The sequence below is a fragment of the Streptomyces kanamyceticus genome, assembly GCF_008704495.1.
In the GTDB taxonomy this organism is placed as follows: Bacteria; Actinomycetota; Actinomycetes; order Streptomycetales; family Streptomycetaceae; genus Streptomyces; species Streptomyces kanamyceticus.
Genome location: NZ_CP023699.1, coordinates 1,536,703 through 1,554,876 on the forward strand (window position 1 = coordinate 1,536,703; position 18,174 = coordinate 1,554,876).

The 18,174-nt window shown below is 64.2% G+C and carries 16 protein-coding genes; 10 read left to right on the top strand and 6 right to left on the bottom strand.

Annotated elements, in window-relative coordinates:
• Positions 1-35 precede the first annotated feature (35 nt).
• The 3 genes from CP970_RS05745 to CP970_RS05755 form a co-directional block, all read right to left on the bottom strand.
• Complete coding sequence (locus CP970_RS05745) at positions 36-563, bottom strand: hypothetical protein (protein WP_055545854.1); 528 nt, start codon at positions 561-563, stop codon at positions 36-38.
• 33 nt (positions 564-596) lie between these two features.
• A complete protein-coding gene (locus tag CP970_RS05750; RefSeq protein ID WP_055545852.1) occupies positions 597-1,118 on the bottom strand; it encodes a hypothetical protein in 522 nt (173 codons plus the stop codon).
• Positions 1,119-1,510: 392 nt separating this feature from the next.
• Entirely contained in the window at positions 1,511-1,963 is a 453-nt protein-coding gene (locus CP970_RS05755; RefSeq protein WP_055545850.1) for a helix-turn-helix transcriptional regulator, read from the bottom strand.
• 357 nt (positions 1,964-2,320) lie between these two features.
• Between CP970_RS05755 and CP970_RS05760 the strand changes: the two genes are divergently transcribed.
• The 8 genes from CP970_RS05760 to CP970_RS05795 all read left to right on the top strand — a co-directional run bounded on the left by CP970_RS05760 (position 2,321) and on the right by CP970_RS05795 (position 11,322).
• Positions 2,321-2,695, top strand: coding sequence for a hypothetical protein (locus tag CP970_RS05760; RefSeq protein WP_055545848.1), 375 nt, complete (start codon positions 2,321-2,323; stop codon positions 2,693-2,695).
• Positions 2,696-3,073: 378 nt separating this feature from the next.
• On the top strand, positions 3,074-3,664 hold the full coding sequence (locus CP970_RS05765; RefSeq protein WP_224059164.1) for a WhiB family transcriptional regulator: 591 nt from the start codon (positions 3,074-3,076) through the stop codon (positions 3,662-3,664).
• Between the two features lie 420 nt (positions 3,665-4,084).
• Positions 4,085-4,918 carry a hypothetical protein gene (locus tag CP970_RS05770; RefSeq protein ID WP_150493021.1) on the top strand — a complete coding sequence of 278 codons (834 nt, stop codon included), beginning with the start codon at positions 4,085-4,087 and terminating at the stop codon, positions 4,916-4,918.
• A 284-nt stretch (positions 4,919-5,202) separates the two neighbouring features.
• Positions 5,203-5,649, top strand: coding sequence for an ATP-binding protein (locus tag CP970_RS44735; protein WP_224058252.1), 447 nt, complete (start codon positions 5,203-5,205; stop codon positions 5,647-5,649).
• A complete protein-coding gene (locus CP970_RS05780; protein ID WP_079043378.1) occupies positions 5,649-5,999 on the top strand; it encodes a DUF4326 domain-containing protein in 351 nt (116 codons plus the stop codon). Before CP970_RS44735 ends, CP970_RS05780 begins: the two co-directional genes overlap by 1 nt.
• Positions 5,996-6,400, top strand: coding sequence for a DUF6195 family protein (locus CP970_RS05785; RefSeq protein ID WP_055545842.1), 405 nt, complete (start codon positions 5,996-5,998; stop codon positions 6,398-6,400). Before CP970_RS05780 ends, CP970_RS05785 begins: the two co-directional genes overlap by 4 nt.
• Entirely contained in the window at positions 6,397-7,539 is a 1,143-nt protein-coding gene (locus CP970_RS05790; RefSeq protein WP_079043374.1) for a DUF2637 domain-containing protein, read from the top strand. Before CP970_RS05785 ends, CP970_RS05790 begins: the two co-directional genes overlap by 4 nt.
• A gap of 1,257 nt (positions 7,540-8,796) precedes the next feature.
• Positions 8,797-11,322, top strand: coding sequence for a NucA/NucB deoxyribonuclease domain-containing protein (locus CP970_RS05795; protein ID WP_079043373.1), 2,526 nt, complete (start codon positions 8,797-8,799; stop codon positions 11,320-11,322).
• Positions 11,323-11,358: 36 nt separating this feature from the next.
• Here the strand turns inward: CP970_RS05795 and CP970_RS05800 are convergent, their stop codons facing one another.
• The 3 genes from CP970_RS05800 to CP970_RS05810 all read right to left on the bottom strand — a co-directional run bounded on the left by CP970_RS05800 (position 11,359) and on the right by CP970_RS05810 (position 13,595).
• A complete protein-coding gene (locus tag CP970_RS05800) occupies positions 11,359-11,802 on the bottom strand; it encodes a hypothetical protein (RefSeq protein WP_055545838.1) in 444 nt (147 codons plus the stop codon).
• Positions 11,803-12,270: 468 nt separating this feature from the next.
• Positions 12,271-12,999, bottom strand: a complete 729-nt coding sequence (locus CP970_RS05805; RefSeq protein ID WP_150493023.1) for a hypothetical protein — start codon at positions 12,997-12,999, stop codon at positions 12,271-12,273.
• Positions 12,996-13,595 (bottom strand): RNA polymerase sigma factor, encoded by a 600-nt coding sequence (locus CP970_RS05810; protein WP_157877687.1) that lies wholly within the window; start codon positions 13,593-13,595, stop codon positions 12,996-12,998. Before CP970_RS05810 ends, CP970_RS05805 begins: the two co-directional genes overlap by 4 nt.
• A gap of 744 nt (positions 13,596-14,339) precedes the next feature.
• Here CP970_RS05810 and CP970_RS05815 point away from each other — a divergent pair.
• Together CP970_RS05815 and CP970_RS44740 are read left to right on the top strand one after the other, a co-directional pair.
• Positions 14,340-15,542: an IS110 family RNA-guided transposase gene (locus tag CP970_RS05815; protein WP_107099142.1), complete on the top strand. Its 1,203-nt coding sequence runs from the start codon at positions 14,340-14,342 to the stop codon at positions 15,540-15,542.
• 1,179 nt (positions 15,543-16,721) lie between these two features.
• Positions 16,722-18,149, top strand: a complete 1,428-nt coding sequence (locus CP970_RS44740; protein WP_055545701.1) for a SpaA isopeptide-forming pilin-related protein — start codon at positions 16,722-16,724, stop codon at positions 18,147-18,149.
• The last annotated feature ends 25 nt before the right edge of the window (positions 18,150-18,174 follow it).

The window sequence follows — 18,174 nt, forward strand, 5'->3', positions numbered from 1 at the left end:
AGGAGCTGTTTCTGAGTAGGCGGCGGCAGGAGCGGTTAGAGCGCCTTGTAGAGGCGGTCAAGGAGCGGATCGCCGCTGTGCTGGTTCTCGCGGGCGCGATCGAGCGCCTTCCGGCGTAGGGCGAACGCGAACCTTTCCGCCTGGTCCTCGACCTTGACGTGCTCAGGGTCCTGAGGGCCGTCTTGGGATCGAGTACGGCCCATCAAGCAACCGGCCAGGAAGTCGGCTGACAAGAATTGGTACGGCTCGGGTTCTGGCTCCGCGGGCAGCACAACGGGCTTGTGACTCAGCGCGATGTGCCCGACTTCGTGGGCAAGGGTGTGCACGGCGGCGGCTCCGGTGAGCTCCGGCGCGACCCAGATGGCATCGCTCTCCGCCTCGGGACGAGTCAGCCACAGGCCATTGGCCCGGAGACCGGCGAGGGGCGGGTCCTCTCGCCACAGTTCCAGTGGCCGCGGGTATCGATCCTGAATGACGGCGAACAGCGAGTCGATGGTCAGTGGTTCAGGAACCGGGAAACTCGCGAGAGCTCGGCATATTTGGCTGTCGGCGTAGTGGATCACCGGAGTCGTGCACCTTGCGTGGGGGATAGTCGGTCAGTCGTGGTCGGGCCGCTTCGCCTCTCCTGCCCCGGCCTCGTGCTCCATCTGCTCGACTTCCCCTAGCCGGTCGGCGTACTGGACAACACGTGCCTGGCCCTGAGGGGACAACCGGCTGGCAGATCGAGCGAGAACGGCAAGGGTCTCGTTCCCCTCCGGCTCCTGGCGCTGGCGTCGCTCGTCGAGGAAGCGCTCGAGCTCGGCGATGACACCGCCCGCGGTCGTGTTCGCCGCAGTACTGGTCAGATTGAAGACGTCGAGCGGGACCCCGAAGAAGTCGGCAAGCACCGACATGTACGGCGCGGTGGGCTGAGGTCCACCTTCTCTGCGCAAGCGGCGGATGTACTCAGCCGTGATGGTGCCGTCACCATGGCGCCGACAGATCTCCTGCGCGACCTGCTGATTCGTGTACTCGACGTACCGACCAGGGCGCTCTGGATCTTCGGGGGCGGAAGCTTCGAACAAAAGGTTGAGCCGGGCGGCGAAGGTCGGCTGCCCAGGGTTGGAGACTGGGGTCACGGGTAGCGGTCTTTCTCGACAAGTGGTGAGGAAGCAACCATAACTGACGGTCCAACGATCCTTTGATTGCAGATTCAACTGCAAACAATCGTTTGACTAGTGATCATTTACGGACTTTCATGGATGCGTGCAGGGCGCAGCGATCCAATCGCAGCAGCCCGCCCACCTCGTATGCCCTCAGCCGATCTGAACCGACCCACCAGACAGCGAGTTCAACGTGACCTTCCTTGCCGTCGATTCAACGCCTCCACCCGCGACAAGTACGTGGGTACTCAACAACGAGGCCCCGCTTACACCCCCGCCCCCATTCCAGATCGGACAGTGAAGCCGCTGCCAGCATTAAGACATCACCGGAAGTAGAGCCAAGTACCGATAGCGCGCCAGGGATTGACTCACTGGCGCTTGGCATCTAGGTTCGCGCGCCAGCGCCCCTCCACGACTTCCACGGCCGCGGCCAGCCGCTCCGGCGGAACGTCGTAAAGGGCAGACAGCGGCTCGACCCACTCAACCCTCATGCGCCCAACCCCCTGTTCCAATTCCGAAACGTCCGACGCCTGGACGGCCAGACGTTCAGCGACATCTTCCTGACGGAGGCCGGCGCGCGTTCGCAGCACGGCGAGGTCGGCGTCAGCGGAGAGGGGTAGCAGCAGCTGCGACCGAGGGACCTTGAGCTCCTCGACCAGTGCAGCGAACTTGCGGGAGCTGGGCGCCCCCTTGCCCGTGACCCATCGGCCGACAGTGCCGACCGTCACGCCAACGACCTTCGCTACGTCAGCCTGGGTCATGCCCCGCTCTTCATAGGCGGCGCGAAACCCAGCCGGGCTGAAGTCCTGGACGCTCTTCACGCTGGCCAGTATCCCAGCCGACCCAGCCGAAGATCACCACAGGGAGTCAAGAGAAGAAAATGACGGGAAGGAAATGATGGTATAGTGATCATGATGTCAGGATGGGAACCCGTCCTGGAATCGTGATTCGAGCCGCCGTCGAGCGGCTCCAAGAAGCAAGTTCGGCCCACTGGCGGGAGCGGGAACTCCACACCAATGAGCCGAACTTGGGAGGCTCAGCCTCCCGAAGAAGCAGTGCAGACCGCACGGGCCTGGTAAACCTCGCGGTCGCACTTCGGTAGTGGCAACGGGGCGATGCTCCGCTGTCACCGGATGCAGGCAGGGCCATGCCCTGCCTGCTCAAGGAGTGATTGTGTCATGGGACACCCCGCAGGGACACCTGCCGTCGGCGGCACCCTTAACCTGCAAGGACTCACTGCGGTGCTGCGACTCATCGCAGACAGCGGCGACGTCGATGCCCTACTGCGTCAGCTGGACACGCTCCACGTCGATTACACAGAGGCCGCCAGGCGACTGAACATCCCGGAGAAGTGGCTCCGCGGACGCATAGGGTCACTCCCCCACCGGAAGATGGGCAAGTTCGTCGGCTTCACCGATGATGACCTCAGGGCCATTTCCGAGATGTACGCCGTGCGGCCTGATCTCGACGCGATCCCCATCGGTAACGGCCAGAGCGAGAGGGTCACAAACCTCACGCCGTCGCGACGTTCACGCGTTTCTTCACACGCCTGATTCCCGCACCTCGGCTCAGCGCGTGCCAACGCGCTTCTCAGTGATCCTCCAGGAGTAATTTCCAGTGGTTAGCCACATCGTCTTTGAAGATCTCCCCTCCCCCACTCGCAGATCAGCGACCTCCAGCGTCCGACACTCAGACGCTGCGAGGAAGCTTCAAGCAAATCCCAATTGCTGGGCGCGCATTCAGGAGCGCGCAAAACGAGGTGACGCCGCCACGGCCGCCTATCAGATACGAAGAGGCATCCTCGCCGCTTTCCGTCCGGCTGGATCTTTCGAAGCCAAGTCAATGACCGTGAATGAAAACTTCTTCGTTTATGCGCGCTACGTGGGCTCTGCCTCAGCATGCACTTCCGAATCCAGTTCGGATGATGCATGATGGCGTCGAGCATAGGTGTTGCCGTGCAAGCTGCCCGTGAAGGGAATTGGACCCCTCTAGTTGAAGCAGCGGCGGACGCGCCAGGAAAGAACTGGGCAGAGAAAGCTCAATGTTCCGGAAGAATGGCCGATACCTTCTTCCCGACCGCAGAGCATCCCTGGAGCGACCCCGATCAAGTACGGCACGCTCAGGGGATCGCGCTCAACGCCCCACTGAAGCTGTGCGCCACCTGCCCGCTGGCGGTGGCCGCACGATGCCTTGTCGAGTCCCTGCGTAGCGACGACGAGTACGGCATCCGGGCCGGACTTCTGGCATCGGAACGGTCCGAACTCCGGAGGTCCTGGAAGCAGCGCCTCGACAGCACCGCGATCTCAGCAGCGCTGCGTGGCGTCACCACCCTGCTCAGCGCTCACGAGCGTCAGGAAGTCGTGGCCCGATTCGCCGCCGACCCCATGATCGGTGCCGACCGGGTAGCCCGCGGGCTCGGCGTCCCGAGCAAGTACCTGTGGCAGCTCGCCCGAGAGCACAAGCAGCGGTACGCACCGGCCACCTCCCCGGCTCCTACTTCACCTGCGTCGAAGGCTGCCTGAGCGCCCCTCGACGGGTAAATCCGTTCTTCCGCAAGGGTTCCCTTGCGTTCCACGGGAGATCTCCCATGCCCGAAAACACCTCTTCGCCTGCACCCCACACGGGGCTCTACGGGCAAATTAGAGTCTTGGACCATTCGATCGTTGTGGTCCGCGTCTGCCCAATAAGCCAGGACGCTGCCCATTTGTACGCAGGGACCTTCTCTCGCCTCCTAGTTGGTCACGAGATAGAGCAACATGCAGCGAGGCTGGTCCGTAATCACTTTTCCCGTACCGACTGGCGGCGGTCTCACGAATTCCACATTCCTACAGGGTTTCTCTATCGAACTCCGGAACCGGACCAGTTGGGGTTCATCCCAGATGATGACAACTCTTTCGGCATCACCCCTTCTCGGCTCATCGCAACGGCCGAGGGCGGCCACCGTGAGTGACATCATGACCGATCTCGTATGGAATTCATCGCGGTCAAAGCGGGGATCCTTTACCGTCCTGCTCGCCCTTGCGCGTGAGGCCGATGAGCTGGGGCAAGCGACGTTGGCCCTGAAGGACATATCCAAGCTCACTCGGCTTTCTCCACGGTCTATCACCACGTGCCTTAGGGAACTGTCCGGCCTCGGTGAGCTGACCTACAGCTCTGGAGGCGGCAGGGGGCACCAGAACCAATACTCCATACGTCTCGGCCACCCTGCCGAACTGGCTCCATGCGGCGACGCCGTTTCGCAAGACGCAGGAAGCAATTACTCGGAAGCTACTTCTGGAAACAGGAAGCTTGACGCAGAAGGCAGGAAGTTCTTGCCACAGAACGAGGAAGTTTCTTCCTCGGGCGTACACGGTGTTATTACTCCCTACGGGAGTAATAACACCTCTCAAAAGCAAGCTAGCTCGCCCTCCTCCAAGTCGAGCCAGCAGGGATTGGAAGCCGCCGATATCCCGACTGGCGCCCAGGAAGTCGTTGCGGCACTGACCCACGCGGGGATGCTCGTGGGCTGGCGACTCTCGGACGACGAATGGAACCGGGTAACAGTCTTGTCGGCCCGCTGGGGCGCTGAACGGCTCGTGGAGCTCATCGCGCGGCGGTGGGATCCGGGTCGGCCACCTCAGTCAGCCCGCTACCTGCTCCGCATCTGGGACGACCTGCCATCCCATGTCCCCGCTGAGGCTCCGCAAGGCAACGTCGTCCCGCTTCGGCGTGAGCCCGGCGGCTGGAAGCCCTTCCGTAACTCGGCCAAGCCCAGCGCCTACCAGAACGGATTCTGAGCATGGCTGAGCCCCAACGCGCAGGTCAGGCGCGGTCGATGGGTGCCATCGACCGCATCCTCGCGGCGAAGGGACTACCTCTCTTGTCCAGCTCCGGCACTACGCCGATTCCCGACGAAGGGGGCCCCGGCGATCCCGGTTGGCATCACGGTGCTCGTGTCGAGTACGCGCTGACGCGCTGGGAGACTGCTACCCCGCCCCGATTCCGCACAGCTGAGGCGACGTTCCCTGATGTCAGGGCCTGGGCCGAGCGAGCTCTCGATGACCCTTCGAAGGCGGGGACGATGCTTCTTACCGGCCTGACCGGTACGGGCAAGACGCATCAGGCGTACGGGGCCCTGCGCCACATCGCGGCGGGCGGCCCCGACCGGTTCGAGCTGCTCGCGGTGAACAGCGCGGACATGTACGGGCATCTGCGGCCAACGCATGTGGTCGGGTCCTCGGAGCGGGAACTGAGGCGGTTGTCCACCGTGCAGTACCTGTTCCTCGACGACTTCGGGACGTCCAAGACGTCCGAGTGGACCGAGGAGATCACGTACCGGCTGATCAACTATCGCTACAACCACTGCCTCCCGACGATCATCACGTCCAACCTCCCCGCCCGCGACGCAGACGGCCCGGACCTGACCGACTTCGTGGGTGACCGCGTGGCCAGCCGCCTGGCCGAGATGGTCACGGCACTGGTCCCGATGATCGGGGACGACCGACGCCGGAGTCGGGGGGCCGCATGATGCCGGTCCGCCTCCAAGGCTCCGCTCGTACCGCCGGGAGGTCGCCCGCCTCCTGCATCTACGTCGGCGGGGGCACCCGCTACGCCAACCCCTTCCGCGCCGGTCACCCAAGTCCCTTCGTGCGCCGGAGAGCGATGACTGCGCACGAAGCCGTGCACCTCTTCGACGCCATGCTCCGCGGGCCTGTGGGGCGCTACTACGCCGAGCGGTTCGCCCGCTCCCTCTACGGCCTCGACCTCATGTGCACCTGCCCCCTCGATGCCCCCTGCCATGCCGACGTCCTGCTCCGCCTGGCCAACCGCACCGAACCGCGCCTCGCCACCTGCTCTCTGGAAGGACCTGCTCGATGACACACCCGCTCATGTATGTGGCGGCCAAACGGCACACCACGGTGCGAGAGCAGGCCCTCCGCTCCTGGGCACCACGCTCGATCACAGCGGCCTCGCAATACGCCCGCCGTGTACTCGGAGACGACGCCGCGACCCTCACGTGGGAGGCGCTCGGCGTGCTCCGACTGGACGAGCACCTCCAGGCGTTCTCGTCGCTTGACACGGCATCCGGTCAGCACCTGGTGCTCCACTACAGCGGAGATGGCCAGGGGGATGAGCGGCTCGTGCTGCGGCGCACCTGCGACTCGTGCACAAGTCAGCAGGCGGACGAAGTGACCTCGCTCGAACAACTCGGTCTGCTGCTCACGCGCACGGCCGCCTGGCCCGACATCAACGCCCGGAACAACGGTGCCGAGGCATGAACGTGGAGCGCACTGCGGTGGCCCAGGCAACGTTGGCGAGGGGCTCGCACGAGCTGCGCAGGATGTGTGTCTGGGACCGCGCAGCGATCATCCTGCTCGGTGCGGCTGGCTTCGCCTTCTCCTACGACGCACTGCGACAGGTGGCCATCGCGATACACGCACGTCCGTCGCTCTCCTACCTGTTCCCGGTCTTCATCGACGGGTTCATTGCGTACGGCGTGCGGGCGCTCGTGCTGCTTCGTCACAGTGGTTTTGGTGCGCGCATGTACGCCTGGTTCCTCTTCCTGGCAGCCACGGGATCGAGCCTGTGGGCCAACGCGTTGCACGCGATCACGCTCAACCGCGGTCCGCAGTCCGGCTCGTCCGCGCTGCACTTGGAGGACCGTGTCGTCGGTGTCCTTTCCACGCTCGCGCCGCTGGCACTCGCGGGTTCGGTCCACCTCTACATCATCATGGCGCGGACGGCCGAGTCGTCCGTCCCGGACCGTTTCAAGACCCGTCCGGAGCCTGTCCGCGAGGCCGTCCGGACAGAGCGGACAAGCGCCACGGAAGATCAGTTCGAGCGTGGCTGGTCCGGCGCTGCACCAGCTTCTGAGTCGGTCGCAGTCCCCGGTTCGTCTGCAGCGGACGGTCGTGATCCGGGTTCAACGGATGGGCAACGAGCCAGTCTGGACAAGGGGAACCCGCCCGCCTCAGTCCACCCTAGGGACGCGGAGGGTTGGCCCTCCGCAAGCCGGGAGCATGTGGAGAGCGTCCCGGACGGACGACCCCGACCCGCCGGTCCCGAAGGTACTTCCGTCCCGGACGGTTCACCGGTCCCCGCTGACCGAACGGAAGATCAATCACCGGACCACGGGACGGCCAACCCCCTCGCGGACGAAGACATGGTTCCCGTCCCGGACGGTGGTGAAGCTTCAGAGGACCGTGAGATCGCGGACGACTGGAAGGAGCGGCTGCTTCCCGTCGCCCGAGAGGCTGCCCAGCAGGCCGGAAAGATCACGCGTGACGCGATCAAGTACGCCGTCCGCGCTCGCGAGCAGGTCGGCAATGACCGGATGGGCGAGCTACTCGCGGCACTACACGAAGAGGCGGAAGCAGCGCAGAATCGCGCTCCCGTCACTGTCTCCAGCGTCCTGTGACGATCTCGTCTCGTGAGTGCCCCTCTCCTCGGTTGCCGCAATTGGGAAAGACCCGTTGCGGCAACCGCGAGGAGCCAGCATGTTTACGAAGGAAGTAGCCGTGCGGCGACGCCAACACCGCCCAGCAAACGCAGCCATCCGGTATACGGCGGAGCAAGCCAAATCCCATCTCAACTTCCTTCAAGTTGGTGGGAGTCTGGGCCAGGCCTCCGCTCCTGGATTGGATCTCCAAGCTCGGCCCCCGGCGCAGGGACCTCCGGGAGCTCCCGGTCGACGGTGAAGTTCGCCCAGGAGTCGGCGACCAGCCGCCCGGCCTGACCCGCGTTGCCCTTCACGTACATACGGAGTTGGCCCGTCTACCCGCGCAGTCCTGCAGGGACGGCGTTTCGACCCGGCAGTCGGGCTTGACCCTCACGTGGGTGGCTCAGGACGGGCCGGCGACCGGCCACTCCTGCTGCGGACTGCGGGCGAAGCCGGTGGCCTCGCTGCTCCAGCGACCTCGCTCTCTGCGGTGATCGATGCTGTCGGGGTGTCGGCGGTCTACCGGCAGGTGCGAGCTGTTCAGGCGAAGAACGCGCAGCAGGCGGCTCGGCTTGGCTCCTCCGGGATTCTGAAGGGTCTCGTGGTCATCTGCCTGCCCATCGGACCCTCGCGGCAGTAGGCTTCTGGCCCACGTGTAGCCGGGCGGACTGGGGTTGTCATGCGCCGAAGGACCGTGCTCATCAGTGTGTTTGCAGGGGCCGGGCTTGTGTGTGCTCCTGCCCTCCCATCGGCTGAGAGTGGCGAAAGCGGAGGACACGGCGGAATGTTCACCGTGACAGACCCCGACGGGAAGCCACTTTCTACACCACACGCTCCTCGCTCTTTGCAAGAGCGCAAAGAGCGAGTGCAGAAGGAGACGCCCGAGCAATCCCAAAGGCGCGCCGACTACCTAGAAAAACTCAGGCGACAGAACCCATCGGGCGGCCCAAATACCCCCTAGCGGGCTGCGGCGAATTTTGGCCAGTTCTCGCCGATTGAGTTGGCCACGAGTCTCTCCATTGCCGCCGTGTAAGCCAGCGAAGCGAGGATCTGATCATTCCGCTTGAACACGCCGAGATTTAATTAAGTCTCGTTGCGTATGGCATGACCATGTGAACATCTCCCAGGGCCATAGGCATCTGCCCTTGGCCTGCATCGCCATGCCTACGTGCAGCGAGGAGGCTTCACTTGCGGACGTGCAGAAAACCCAAGAGACGAAGACCAGTTTGGCTGGGGGTGCTCATCGCCGCCCTTCTGTCATCCCTGATCGCGCCAGCAGCGCAGGCTCAGGGCAGCGGCGAGCGAGCCGGCCGGTTCGTCGTCACGAGCCCCGACGGGACCCCGCTCAAGAACCCCGGCAAGCCCCCGCAGACCCTCGATGAACGCCGGAAGCGCATACAAAAGGAGACCCCGGAACAGGTTCGCACCAGAAGCAACCACCTCAACAAGATCAAGAAGAACGAGAAGGTTGGGCCTCGGCTGGCGGGAGATTTCCCTCCCGCAGCCATGACGGAGTGCTACGACGCCGACTACAACGGCGCAAACACGGTGACGCTCAGCCACTGGAAGTGGTGCAAGAAGGCCCTCGGGAGCTACTCCTCCTACGAGAACTGCAAGGGCCCGCCTCCAGGAAATGGCTGCGTAGAAATCGGCAGCGTCCAGTTCCGTATCGGGATCATGGGGCAGGGATACCAGGACAAGAACGATCGCAGCGCCCGCAAGGCTCGGTACTGGATGATGCTCGACCAGCCCCAGACCTTCGGCGCCCCACGCATCACCGACCAGCTCGGCTTCACGGGGGTATGCACTTCGTTCAACTCGGGAGCTGCATGCGATGCCGCCGCAGGAAACGGTCGAATCGACTCGATCGCGGGGTGGATGCAAGCCGGCTATGTGGATTGGAAATACTCGTCCCCTGAGGGTTCGCTGTCCGGCGACAAGATAGCTTACATGGATTTCACCCTGAACTCAATGGTGTTCCAGGAGTATCCAGTACCGGGAATCATGATCCCGCCCGGTGAGGCGGGATTCCGTTGCGACTCGGCCACCTACATGAAATGGCCTGTCGGTGTGCCATCGTACGGATGCGTATTCGACGGGGTCACATCCATCTGGAACTTCAAGGCGGAGCCTGGTGTTGCACAGACCGCCAAGCATGTATGGACCGCGCAATTCAAGCCGAACTCGACTCGACCGCCAACGGTCGGCGACAAGGACATCCCAGGTTCGATTCAGAGTGGTGAATCACTGGAACGGTTGGCAGGTGCGGCCGGGAGTGAAAACGACGTACTGCACAAGAAGAACAGGGATAAGTCGACTGCGGCTTGCGTAACGAACTTCGGTAAATCCTACTCCAGGGGTGCGACACTCGACTGTGACGAATACCCCATGGCATCGACACGGGAAGGCGCTTCGACAGGAGGCGTCGAGGACGACTCGACGGGGCATTTCTCCGTCAGACCTCTGAACGGAGGCGACAACCAGGCGGCTGGCCGTCTCCTTAATACGTTCTATCTCGATGAACGGATCATCAACACAGACACCTTCTTCGTCAATGTGCTCGCAGCAGACGGCGGGAAATACCCTGGGGTGGATGAACCGGACGGCGTCTCCTCACCAGTCTCCAACCGGTCGTGTGATCTTCGCCAGCCAGAGGTACACGACGTGAAAACCAGCGCCGCTCCCGAAAAGACCTTCCTGAACTACGCGAAGAACACACCCGACGGATGGACCGGAGGTGACTCAACCTTCTCCGCCAAGCTCCCGGACGGCCGCATTCTCTGGCTCTTCTCCGACACCTTCCTGGGACCTCTCAACAGCAACGGCACCAGGCCTACGAGCGCACAGCTCGTCAACAGCACCTTCGTGGTCCAGGACGGCGACAAAATGACCACGCTCCGGGGCGGGACCAAGACCAAACCCGAGGGCCTCATGAAACCGGCCGCGGACAAACACTGGTACTGGCTGGGAGACGGGCAACTGCACAAGGAGGGGAACACCACCTACCTGCAGGTCATCTTCCAGGAGTACTACAAGTTCGGTCCAGGGAACTGGGACTTCAAGCACAAGGCCAACTTCGTCGCCACGTTCTCCCTCGACGACTTGGGCACGGCACACGGACACGAGCCCCTGTACATCGAGCCCGTGCCCTCAACGCCTGGCGTCGGGTGGGGATCAGCTCTGCTTCCCGCCGGCCTCAGCGGCGACCGCTACACCTACATCTATGGAGTGGACGATGCTCCGCTGAACAAGAAGATGCGCATCGCACGCGTGGAGGGCACCGATCTCACCGGAAAATGGGAGTACTACAACCCCGGTGCCGGCGGCTGGATGCGCAGCGAGAAGCAGGCAGCGAACGTTCACACCGGGATCGCCAACGAGTACAGCGTGACGCCATGGAATGGTGGCTTCATGGCAGTCAGCCAAACAAGCAAGGAAGGCTTCAGCGGGCAGATCAAAGCATCAGTTTCCTGCTCCCCGCATGGCCCCTTCCAGCTTGAGACAGACGTCTACCGCATGCCCGAACCCGGCCCCTGGGGCAGCTACGCAAACCCGAACGTGATCAGCTACAACGCTCACGTCCACAGAACGAAGCTGCCAGACGGGCTCGGCCCCTACACCCTCTCCTACAACGTGAACAGCATGGACAACCGCGTGAATCCGAACGCCGATCACTACAGTGACCCCAGTATCTACAAGCCACGCTTCATCACGTTCCAGATGTCGCCACGCGGCGGGACCGTCAGACCTCCTGGCCGCTAGCCCCAGCTGGTCGGCCAACAGCCGCGGTGAAGTTCATCAGGCAGGCCACAATTGAATAACCCAGAACTCCAGTGGGTCCTCATGAGGGCCCACTGGAGGGAAGGGGTCAAGGGCCAGGGATGCCTCATAGTGATCCCGCCCCCGGCACAGCACACGGATGTGGTGCTTTCTTGGCTCGACTGTGATCTCACCCTGCGTTCTGCCGTTTAGGTCGATGACGACGAAGTTATCCGTCAGGGGGGCGCAGAAGGATCGCTCGTACTCCCAGGCCTCATCCGGCTTCGCTGGGGTGCCGTCCCATACTTCCAGCCGTACCAGAGGGAAGAAGTCATTGTCGCTGGAAGTCAGCGTCAGACCGTCACCGGGGATCTGGATGATTTCGTCTTCTGCCGGCGCCTCTTCGAAGAGGATGGGGCCGACTTGGATGGTCCGGTATGAGACACACGGGCGGACGTCAACAGCACTGACCAGACTGGGCACTTGCCCTCCTTTGAGTATGGAGCAGACCGAGACGTGTCGGCGCACCCGAGACCCGGATGCCTGCGGCCCCGCGCTGACGTAGCGCCTCACGCTATCTTGGCGGCCTTTCGCCAGGTGTGGCATCCGGCAGTACTGCCCCCGACCTTCAGACGAGCTCATGCCTAGTTGGTGGTGGAGTACCAAAGGGCGGCTACGCGCTCTCGGCGACAGCCTCCTGCCTGGAGGGTGCCCCTGCGACGGTTTGAATGATGTCGCTTCATAACTCACAGCGGCCTTGGCACCGAGACGGCCGATGCCGTGCTCGACGTGGGAGCGTCACGCAGGGGGCCGCGCGTGCGCCGTCTTCGAACCATGCGCCCCACGCGTGAGGCTGCGCACCGCTCCCCAGGGGACAAGGGACCACCGTCACGCCCGCTTTCATGGCTCACTCCCACCGTGATTGATCCCCTCGGGTCAGAGTGCCAACCGCTACTGCAGCAGACTCTCCCTCTCCATCGAATCGAGGAAGGTCCTCAGCTCTTCCAAGACATCGGGGTGTTGGGCCCTCAGGCGTCGCAAGTGGTGTTCGACCAGAACGATCAACGTGTTGCCCACTGTCGCCTTTTCCTGCGTACTGAAACGCGTCAGCGGGACGGTAGCGGGCACTCCCAGAGCCGACCGGATGTCTTCCTCCTCGTATGTCGGAGCACCCGCAACGTGGGGAACTGCCACAACGTGTTGAATCCCTCGGGTCTCCACGTACCTCAGCGCTGCGAAGCAATCCTCCAAGTGCTGAGTGTTGGCGACGATCACTGCCCCCACGCTCCCCTCAGCCCAGCGATCCCATTCCTCTGTAGGCCATGTGTCACCGGGCGCGAACAACTTGAGGCTGCCAGCGTCGGTAGACAAGATCCCGAACGACTCGCTCCGCTGACCCCAGAGCTGGAGTGTCACGGACTGAACGAATGCCCCCGCTCCGGCCCGGTATCCGCCGAGGACCATGCCATGGAGGCCATACTGTTCGGCCGATGCCGCATAGGTGCTGTCCTCCGCAACGGGACCGACATGGCCGTCCATCCAGGCCATCAGCCGGTTCAGCCCGTCGGCGGTTCCTGTGTGTCCTTCGCCCACCTGTTCCAGGTGGGCCAGTACATCGTTCACGCGCGGCGCGGCGGAGCCTGATGCGCCATGTATGGAGAGCTCGTTGCTGTGGCTCACCGGGATACCTCCCACTCCACGTCTTCCACAGCTGCGTCCCACCACTCAGATGGAAAAATCATTTCGCTGCCGAGTTCCTCCCACAGCTCTTGCCGTGCTCGGCCCAGATGGACCCGGACGGTGCTGGTGCAGATACCAAGATGTTCAGCAATCTCGCGGCTGGTCCACTCCCCGCGCCACCGGAGCAACGCCACCTTCCGCTGGACAGGCGGCATCTGATCCATCACGTGCCAGCACCGTAGGAGCAGCATGTGGGATAACGCTTGGCGCGGAGGGTCGCTGAGCCCTTGCGGAGCGGGCACCTCGGGCAGCGGAAGCTCTCGCGCTGCCCGCGTCCCCCAGTGGTCGAACACCTTGTTCTTGAGGACCCGGAAGAGCCAGGCCCGCTGGGCGCCGCGGTCGAGTGCACGCAGTCGCTGCCACTGGTGTGCTGCGGCTTGGAAGGCGTCCTGGACGAAGTCGGGCGCGAGCACTCGGTCGTACAGCATGAGATGCGAGGCAAAGGCTTCCAGTTCACCAGCTGCCTCGCAGTAGAGATCTGCGATCTCAACCTTGTAGTGGGGAGGTATCCGGTAGTCGGGAGGCGTCCGATTCACCGGCTCTCCTGGTGAGGGGAGGTATCTGGTGCGAGTACGGGGGTGCCCACCCGCAGCCACAGGGCAGGCCCACCGGCCCCACGAGCCTGGACCAGGTAGGTACCGGCTGGTGCCCGTGCCGTCACAGCCACCAGCGTCTTACGCCGTGATCGCTCGGCCAGGAGCCTCAGCGCACCTGAGCCGAGGAACAACAACCCCACTAGAGGGCACCCCAGTTCTGGCAGCAGTTCCCCACACCACGACATCACTGTCCTCCACCCACGCACGGTGCCACATGCTTCGTCATGCCTATACATCTGCTGAGCCGCACAAAGTGCTTACTGAACTGTTCGGCCTGTTTCGTTCTCGTAGACAGTTCGGTCCAGATCCGCCTCACTGGACGCGGCACAACCCTCGCCTTCGGGGCGCTCGCCACCCACCTGCGTGACTACGAGGAGATTCGATCGCCCCTCGCCCCGCAGGCACGCAAGCGCTCTCCTCCAGCCTGCGCAAGACCCTGCCCCCCCCCATTACCGTTCTCGTAGTCCCGCAACGGGACTACCGGCCTTCGGAGTTGGCATGACTACCTCCCCTTGTCGAGTGCATGGCCCGGGGGGTGGTGTCACCGGCTCCGAAGGCACTGACAGACCGCTGATTAGAGGCATGACCACCGGCCTTTCCCCAGGTCGGGAGGCTCTTCGTAATGTGGATGTGGCGATCAGTGCCGTGGCGAGGCCGGGTGAACAGCACCGAAGGAACCACGACGTGATCGACATCAGCGACATCGACGTCTTCCTCGGCCTGGACGTCGGCAAGGGCGAACACCACGCCACCGCTGTCACATCGGCCGGGAAGAAGGCCCTCGACAAACGCCTGCCCAACAGCGAACCCAAGCTCCGCGAGGTCTTCACGAAACTCCAGGCCAAGCACGGCATCGTGCTTGTGGTCGTCGACCAGCCGGCCTCCATCGGAGCCCTGCCGCTGGCCGTTGCCCGAGCCGTCGGCTGCCAGGTCGCCTATCTGCCCGGACTGACGATGCGGCGGATCGCCGACCTCTATCCGGGCGAAGCCAAGACCGATGCCCGCGACGCGTTCATCATCGCCGACGCCGCCAGGGCGATGCCGCACACGCTTCGCTCCATCGAGCTGGACGACGAGACCGTCGCCGAGCTGGAGATGCTCGTCGGGTTCGACGACGACCTGGTCGCTGAGGCCAACCGGCTCTCCAACCGGCTCCGCGGCCTGTTCACGCAGGTCCACCCGCACCTGGAGCGGGTGCTCGGCCCGCGCATGCAGCACCCGGCCGTCCTGGTCCTGCTGGAGAGGTTGGGCTCGCCCGCCCAGATCCGCCAGACCGGACGCCGCAAGGTCACCCACCTGCTGCGGCCCAAGGCTCCGCGGATGGCGGCCCGTCTGACCGAGGACGTCTTCACCGCGCTCGACGAACAGACCGTCGTCGTCCCGGGCACCGAGGCGGCCGCACTGATCGTTCCCAGCCTCGCCCGGTCCCTGACCGCCGTGCTCGACCAGCGCCGTCTGCTGGAGAAACGACTCGACGAGCTGCTGGAGACACACCCTCTTTCCCAGGTCCTGACGTCGATGCCCGGCGTCGGCGTCAGGACCGCGGCCCGCCTCCTCATCGACGTCGGCGACGGCACCAGGTTCCCCTCAGCCGCCCACCTCGCCGCCTATGCGGGACTCGCGCCGACGACCCGCAGCTCGGGCTCCTCGATCCGCGGCGAACAGCAGTCCAGGAGAGGGAACAAGCAGCTCAAGCGGGCTTTCTTCCTCTCCGCGTTCGCCGCCCTGTCCGATCCCGCCTCCCGCACCTACTACGACAAGAAGATCAAGGAAGGCAAGCATCACACCCAGGCCCTCCTCTGCCTCGCCCGACGCCGAGCCGACGTGCTCTTCGCGATGCTCCGCGACGGGACCTTCTACCAACCACCAACCCCCGTTGCCCCTTGACCGAAGTCATAGAGGCACCCCCCCAGGCCGACACTGCACTCAGCTGACGATGAGTAACTCGCTCTATTCCTGAGGCCGCGTCATGCATGGTGAGGCGATCTCCCACAGGTCGCCCGGCCCGATCCAACTTCACTCTCCCTGAACGGTGAAAGATGGCTCCCTCTCACCACACAGGACACGTTCCAGATATGAGAAGTTGATTCTCGGAATTAACTTCCCCCTTTGATTTCATGTGAGTTCTTCCCGCACCCCTGTCAGAATTTCCGCACGGCCCAGCGCTCTAGGCGTTTCGCAGGTCGTGCAATTTTCGGAATCCCGGAAACTGCCGTGCTCTGGGAAGGGTCGATTCACCTTGATATGACGCAAGGCGGCCGATGTGAACTCATCAGGATTCGATCCCAGGGCCGCAACGTGACGTCGCTTCGGGACAACAACTGCTCCGACGGTGCGCGGGCTCGTACTGCGGGCCCTTCTCAGCAAGGGGAGCCGGTCCCGAACCGGGAGGCTGACACCGGTTCCCGCCTCCGAAGCCCCCAACATGTGGGCGGCTTCCGTAAGCAGGAGCACCACTTCATGCGTTCACGCATACCAACCCCGTCCCGGCTCGCCGCCGTCGCTGTGGCCGCTGGGGTGATGGGCACCCTGGCCTGGGCCCCGTCCGCTACCGCAGCGGACAAGTACGGGCCAGGCTTCAAGGTCCCAGATTCTGAGGGGCACGCGGCGGCCAGCCATATCGGCGCGTACGGTCCGCCTGGTCTTCAGGTCTGGGGCGACTACGAGACGTATTGCGCGGACCCTTCGCGCCGTGGACCCGACGCGGCTGGCGGGTACTTGGGGCCTCGGCCAGTCTCGCGGTGGGCCTCATCGGAAACCGGGCGGCAGGTCCCGGCCGCGAACTTGGCGTACGCCTCGTACATCATTGGCAAGTACGGACAGACCCGTTCGGATTCTCAGGCAGCCGCTGTTGATGCGGCCACGTACGACCTGCTCGCCGGTGGCGCGTACGGGATCCATGAGGTGCGCGGAAAGGCCCGCCTGAACTATCCGAATGTCTCAGCTAACTCCCGATCTCTCGCGCTTGGTTACCTTGCCGAGGCCAAGAAGCGAGCGGGCCCGTACGAGCTGCATGTCCGGCCGAGATCGAAGGAGGCCACGGAGGGCACGAAGGTCACGGTGGATGTGGACGTCACGTCCAAGCTGTCCGGCGAGCGGGTGCCAGGAGTCAAGGTGGCTCTCAACTCCAGCTCGGCGCAAGGAAGCGTCACCACTGGCAAGGACGGCCGTACGAGCTGGACGTTCACCGCGTCGAAGGCGGGCGCCACCGCGGTCAGGGGCACCGCAGCCGGTCTGCCGGGCTCGCAGCTCAAGGCCCTGGATCCGCACGACAAGCGCGCTCAGCGCATGCTGCTGGCCGGGGACAAGACGACCGCGTGGGATTCCGCGGCCGTCACCGTCAAGCCCGCTACCGGCGGCGTGGAGATCCGCAAGAAGGACCCGGAGGGCTCCCGCCTGGCCGGTGTCACCTTCCACCTTCTGGACTCCTCCGGGAAGGTCGTGAAAGAGGGCAAGACCAACAAGGGAGGTGTCCTGGCCTTCGAGGGGCTGGTGGCAGGTAAGTACCGGCTGCACGAGATCTCGACAGGTGATGAGCTGCACGAACTGGCGGCCGACCAAGACGTGTTGATCGTGGCCGGGCAGTCCGGCTCGGCCAAGCCCATCACAGTGATCGACCCCTTCAAGGACGCTGAACTCGTCCTCGAGAAGGTGGACACGGCCACGGGCAAGCCGCTGGCCAACGCGGTCATCGAGATCGACGCGGACGATGTGGACGCCTCCGGGAAGCACAAGCCGGGCAAGAAGGTCGCCGACTTGACCACCGGCAAGGACGGCCTGGCGAAGGTCAAGCTCGGCGTGGACGTGAAGGCGGGAAACGCGTACTGGGCCAAGGAGATCAAGGCCCCGGCGCACTACCAGCTGAACGGCACTCCGAAGCGGTTCACGGCCAAGCCCGGCGCAGTGGTGAACCTGACCCTGACCAACGACCCGATCCCGGCAACCATGCGCGTCCTCAAGACCGACAAGGACACCGGAAAGGTCCTCGGCGGCATGGGCTTCGACGTCTCGACGGTCAAGGTGGACCCGTCCGGCAAAAAGGTCCCGGGCACGAAGGTGGCCTCCGGTGTGACCAGTGCGGACGGCAACTCGGCGCCGATCAAGCTCGATGCCACGGTGGAATCCGGTATCGAGTACCTGCTCAGCGAGACGAAGGCACCGCAGGGATACGACAAGCTCGCCAAGCCGGTCTCCTTCACCGCACGGGCCGACAGCGAGGTCATCGTCCGGGCGCAGGACAGCAAGACGCCTGTGCCGCCCACGCCGACCCCGACCCCGTCGAAGCCGGGCTCGACACCTCCGACGAAGACCGCGGGCGGCGGTACTCCGCCGGAGACGCCCTCATCGGGCTCCCTGGCCAAGACGGGTGCCGAGATGGCGCCCTGGGCTCTGAGCGGGGCCGCCGCTCTGCTCGTCGCTGGTGGCGGAACGGTGTGGTTCACCCGCCGTCGCCAGCAGGCTCCGGCGAACGCCGGTAACAGCCCGCAGGAGTAGCACCTCCGCTTGCCCTGCGAAGGGG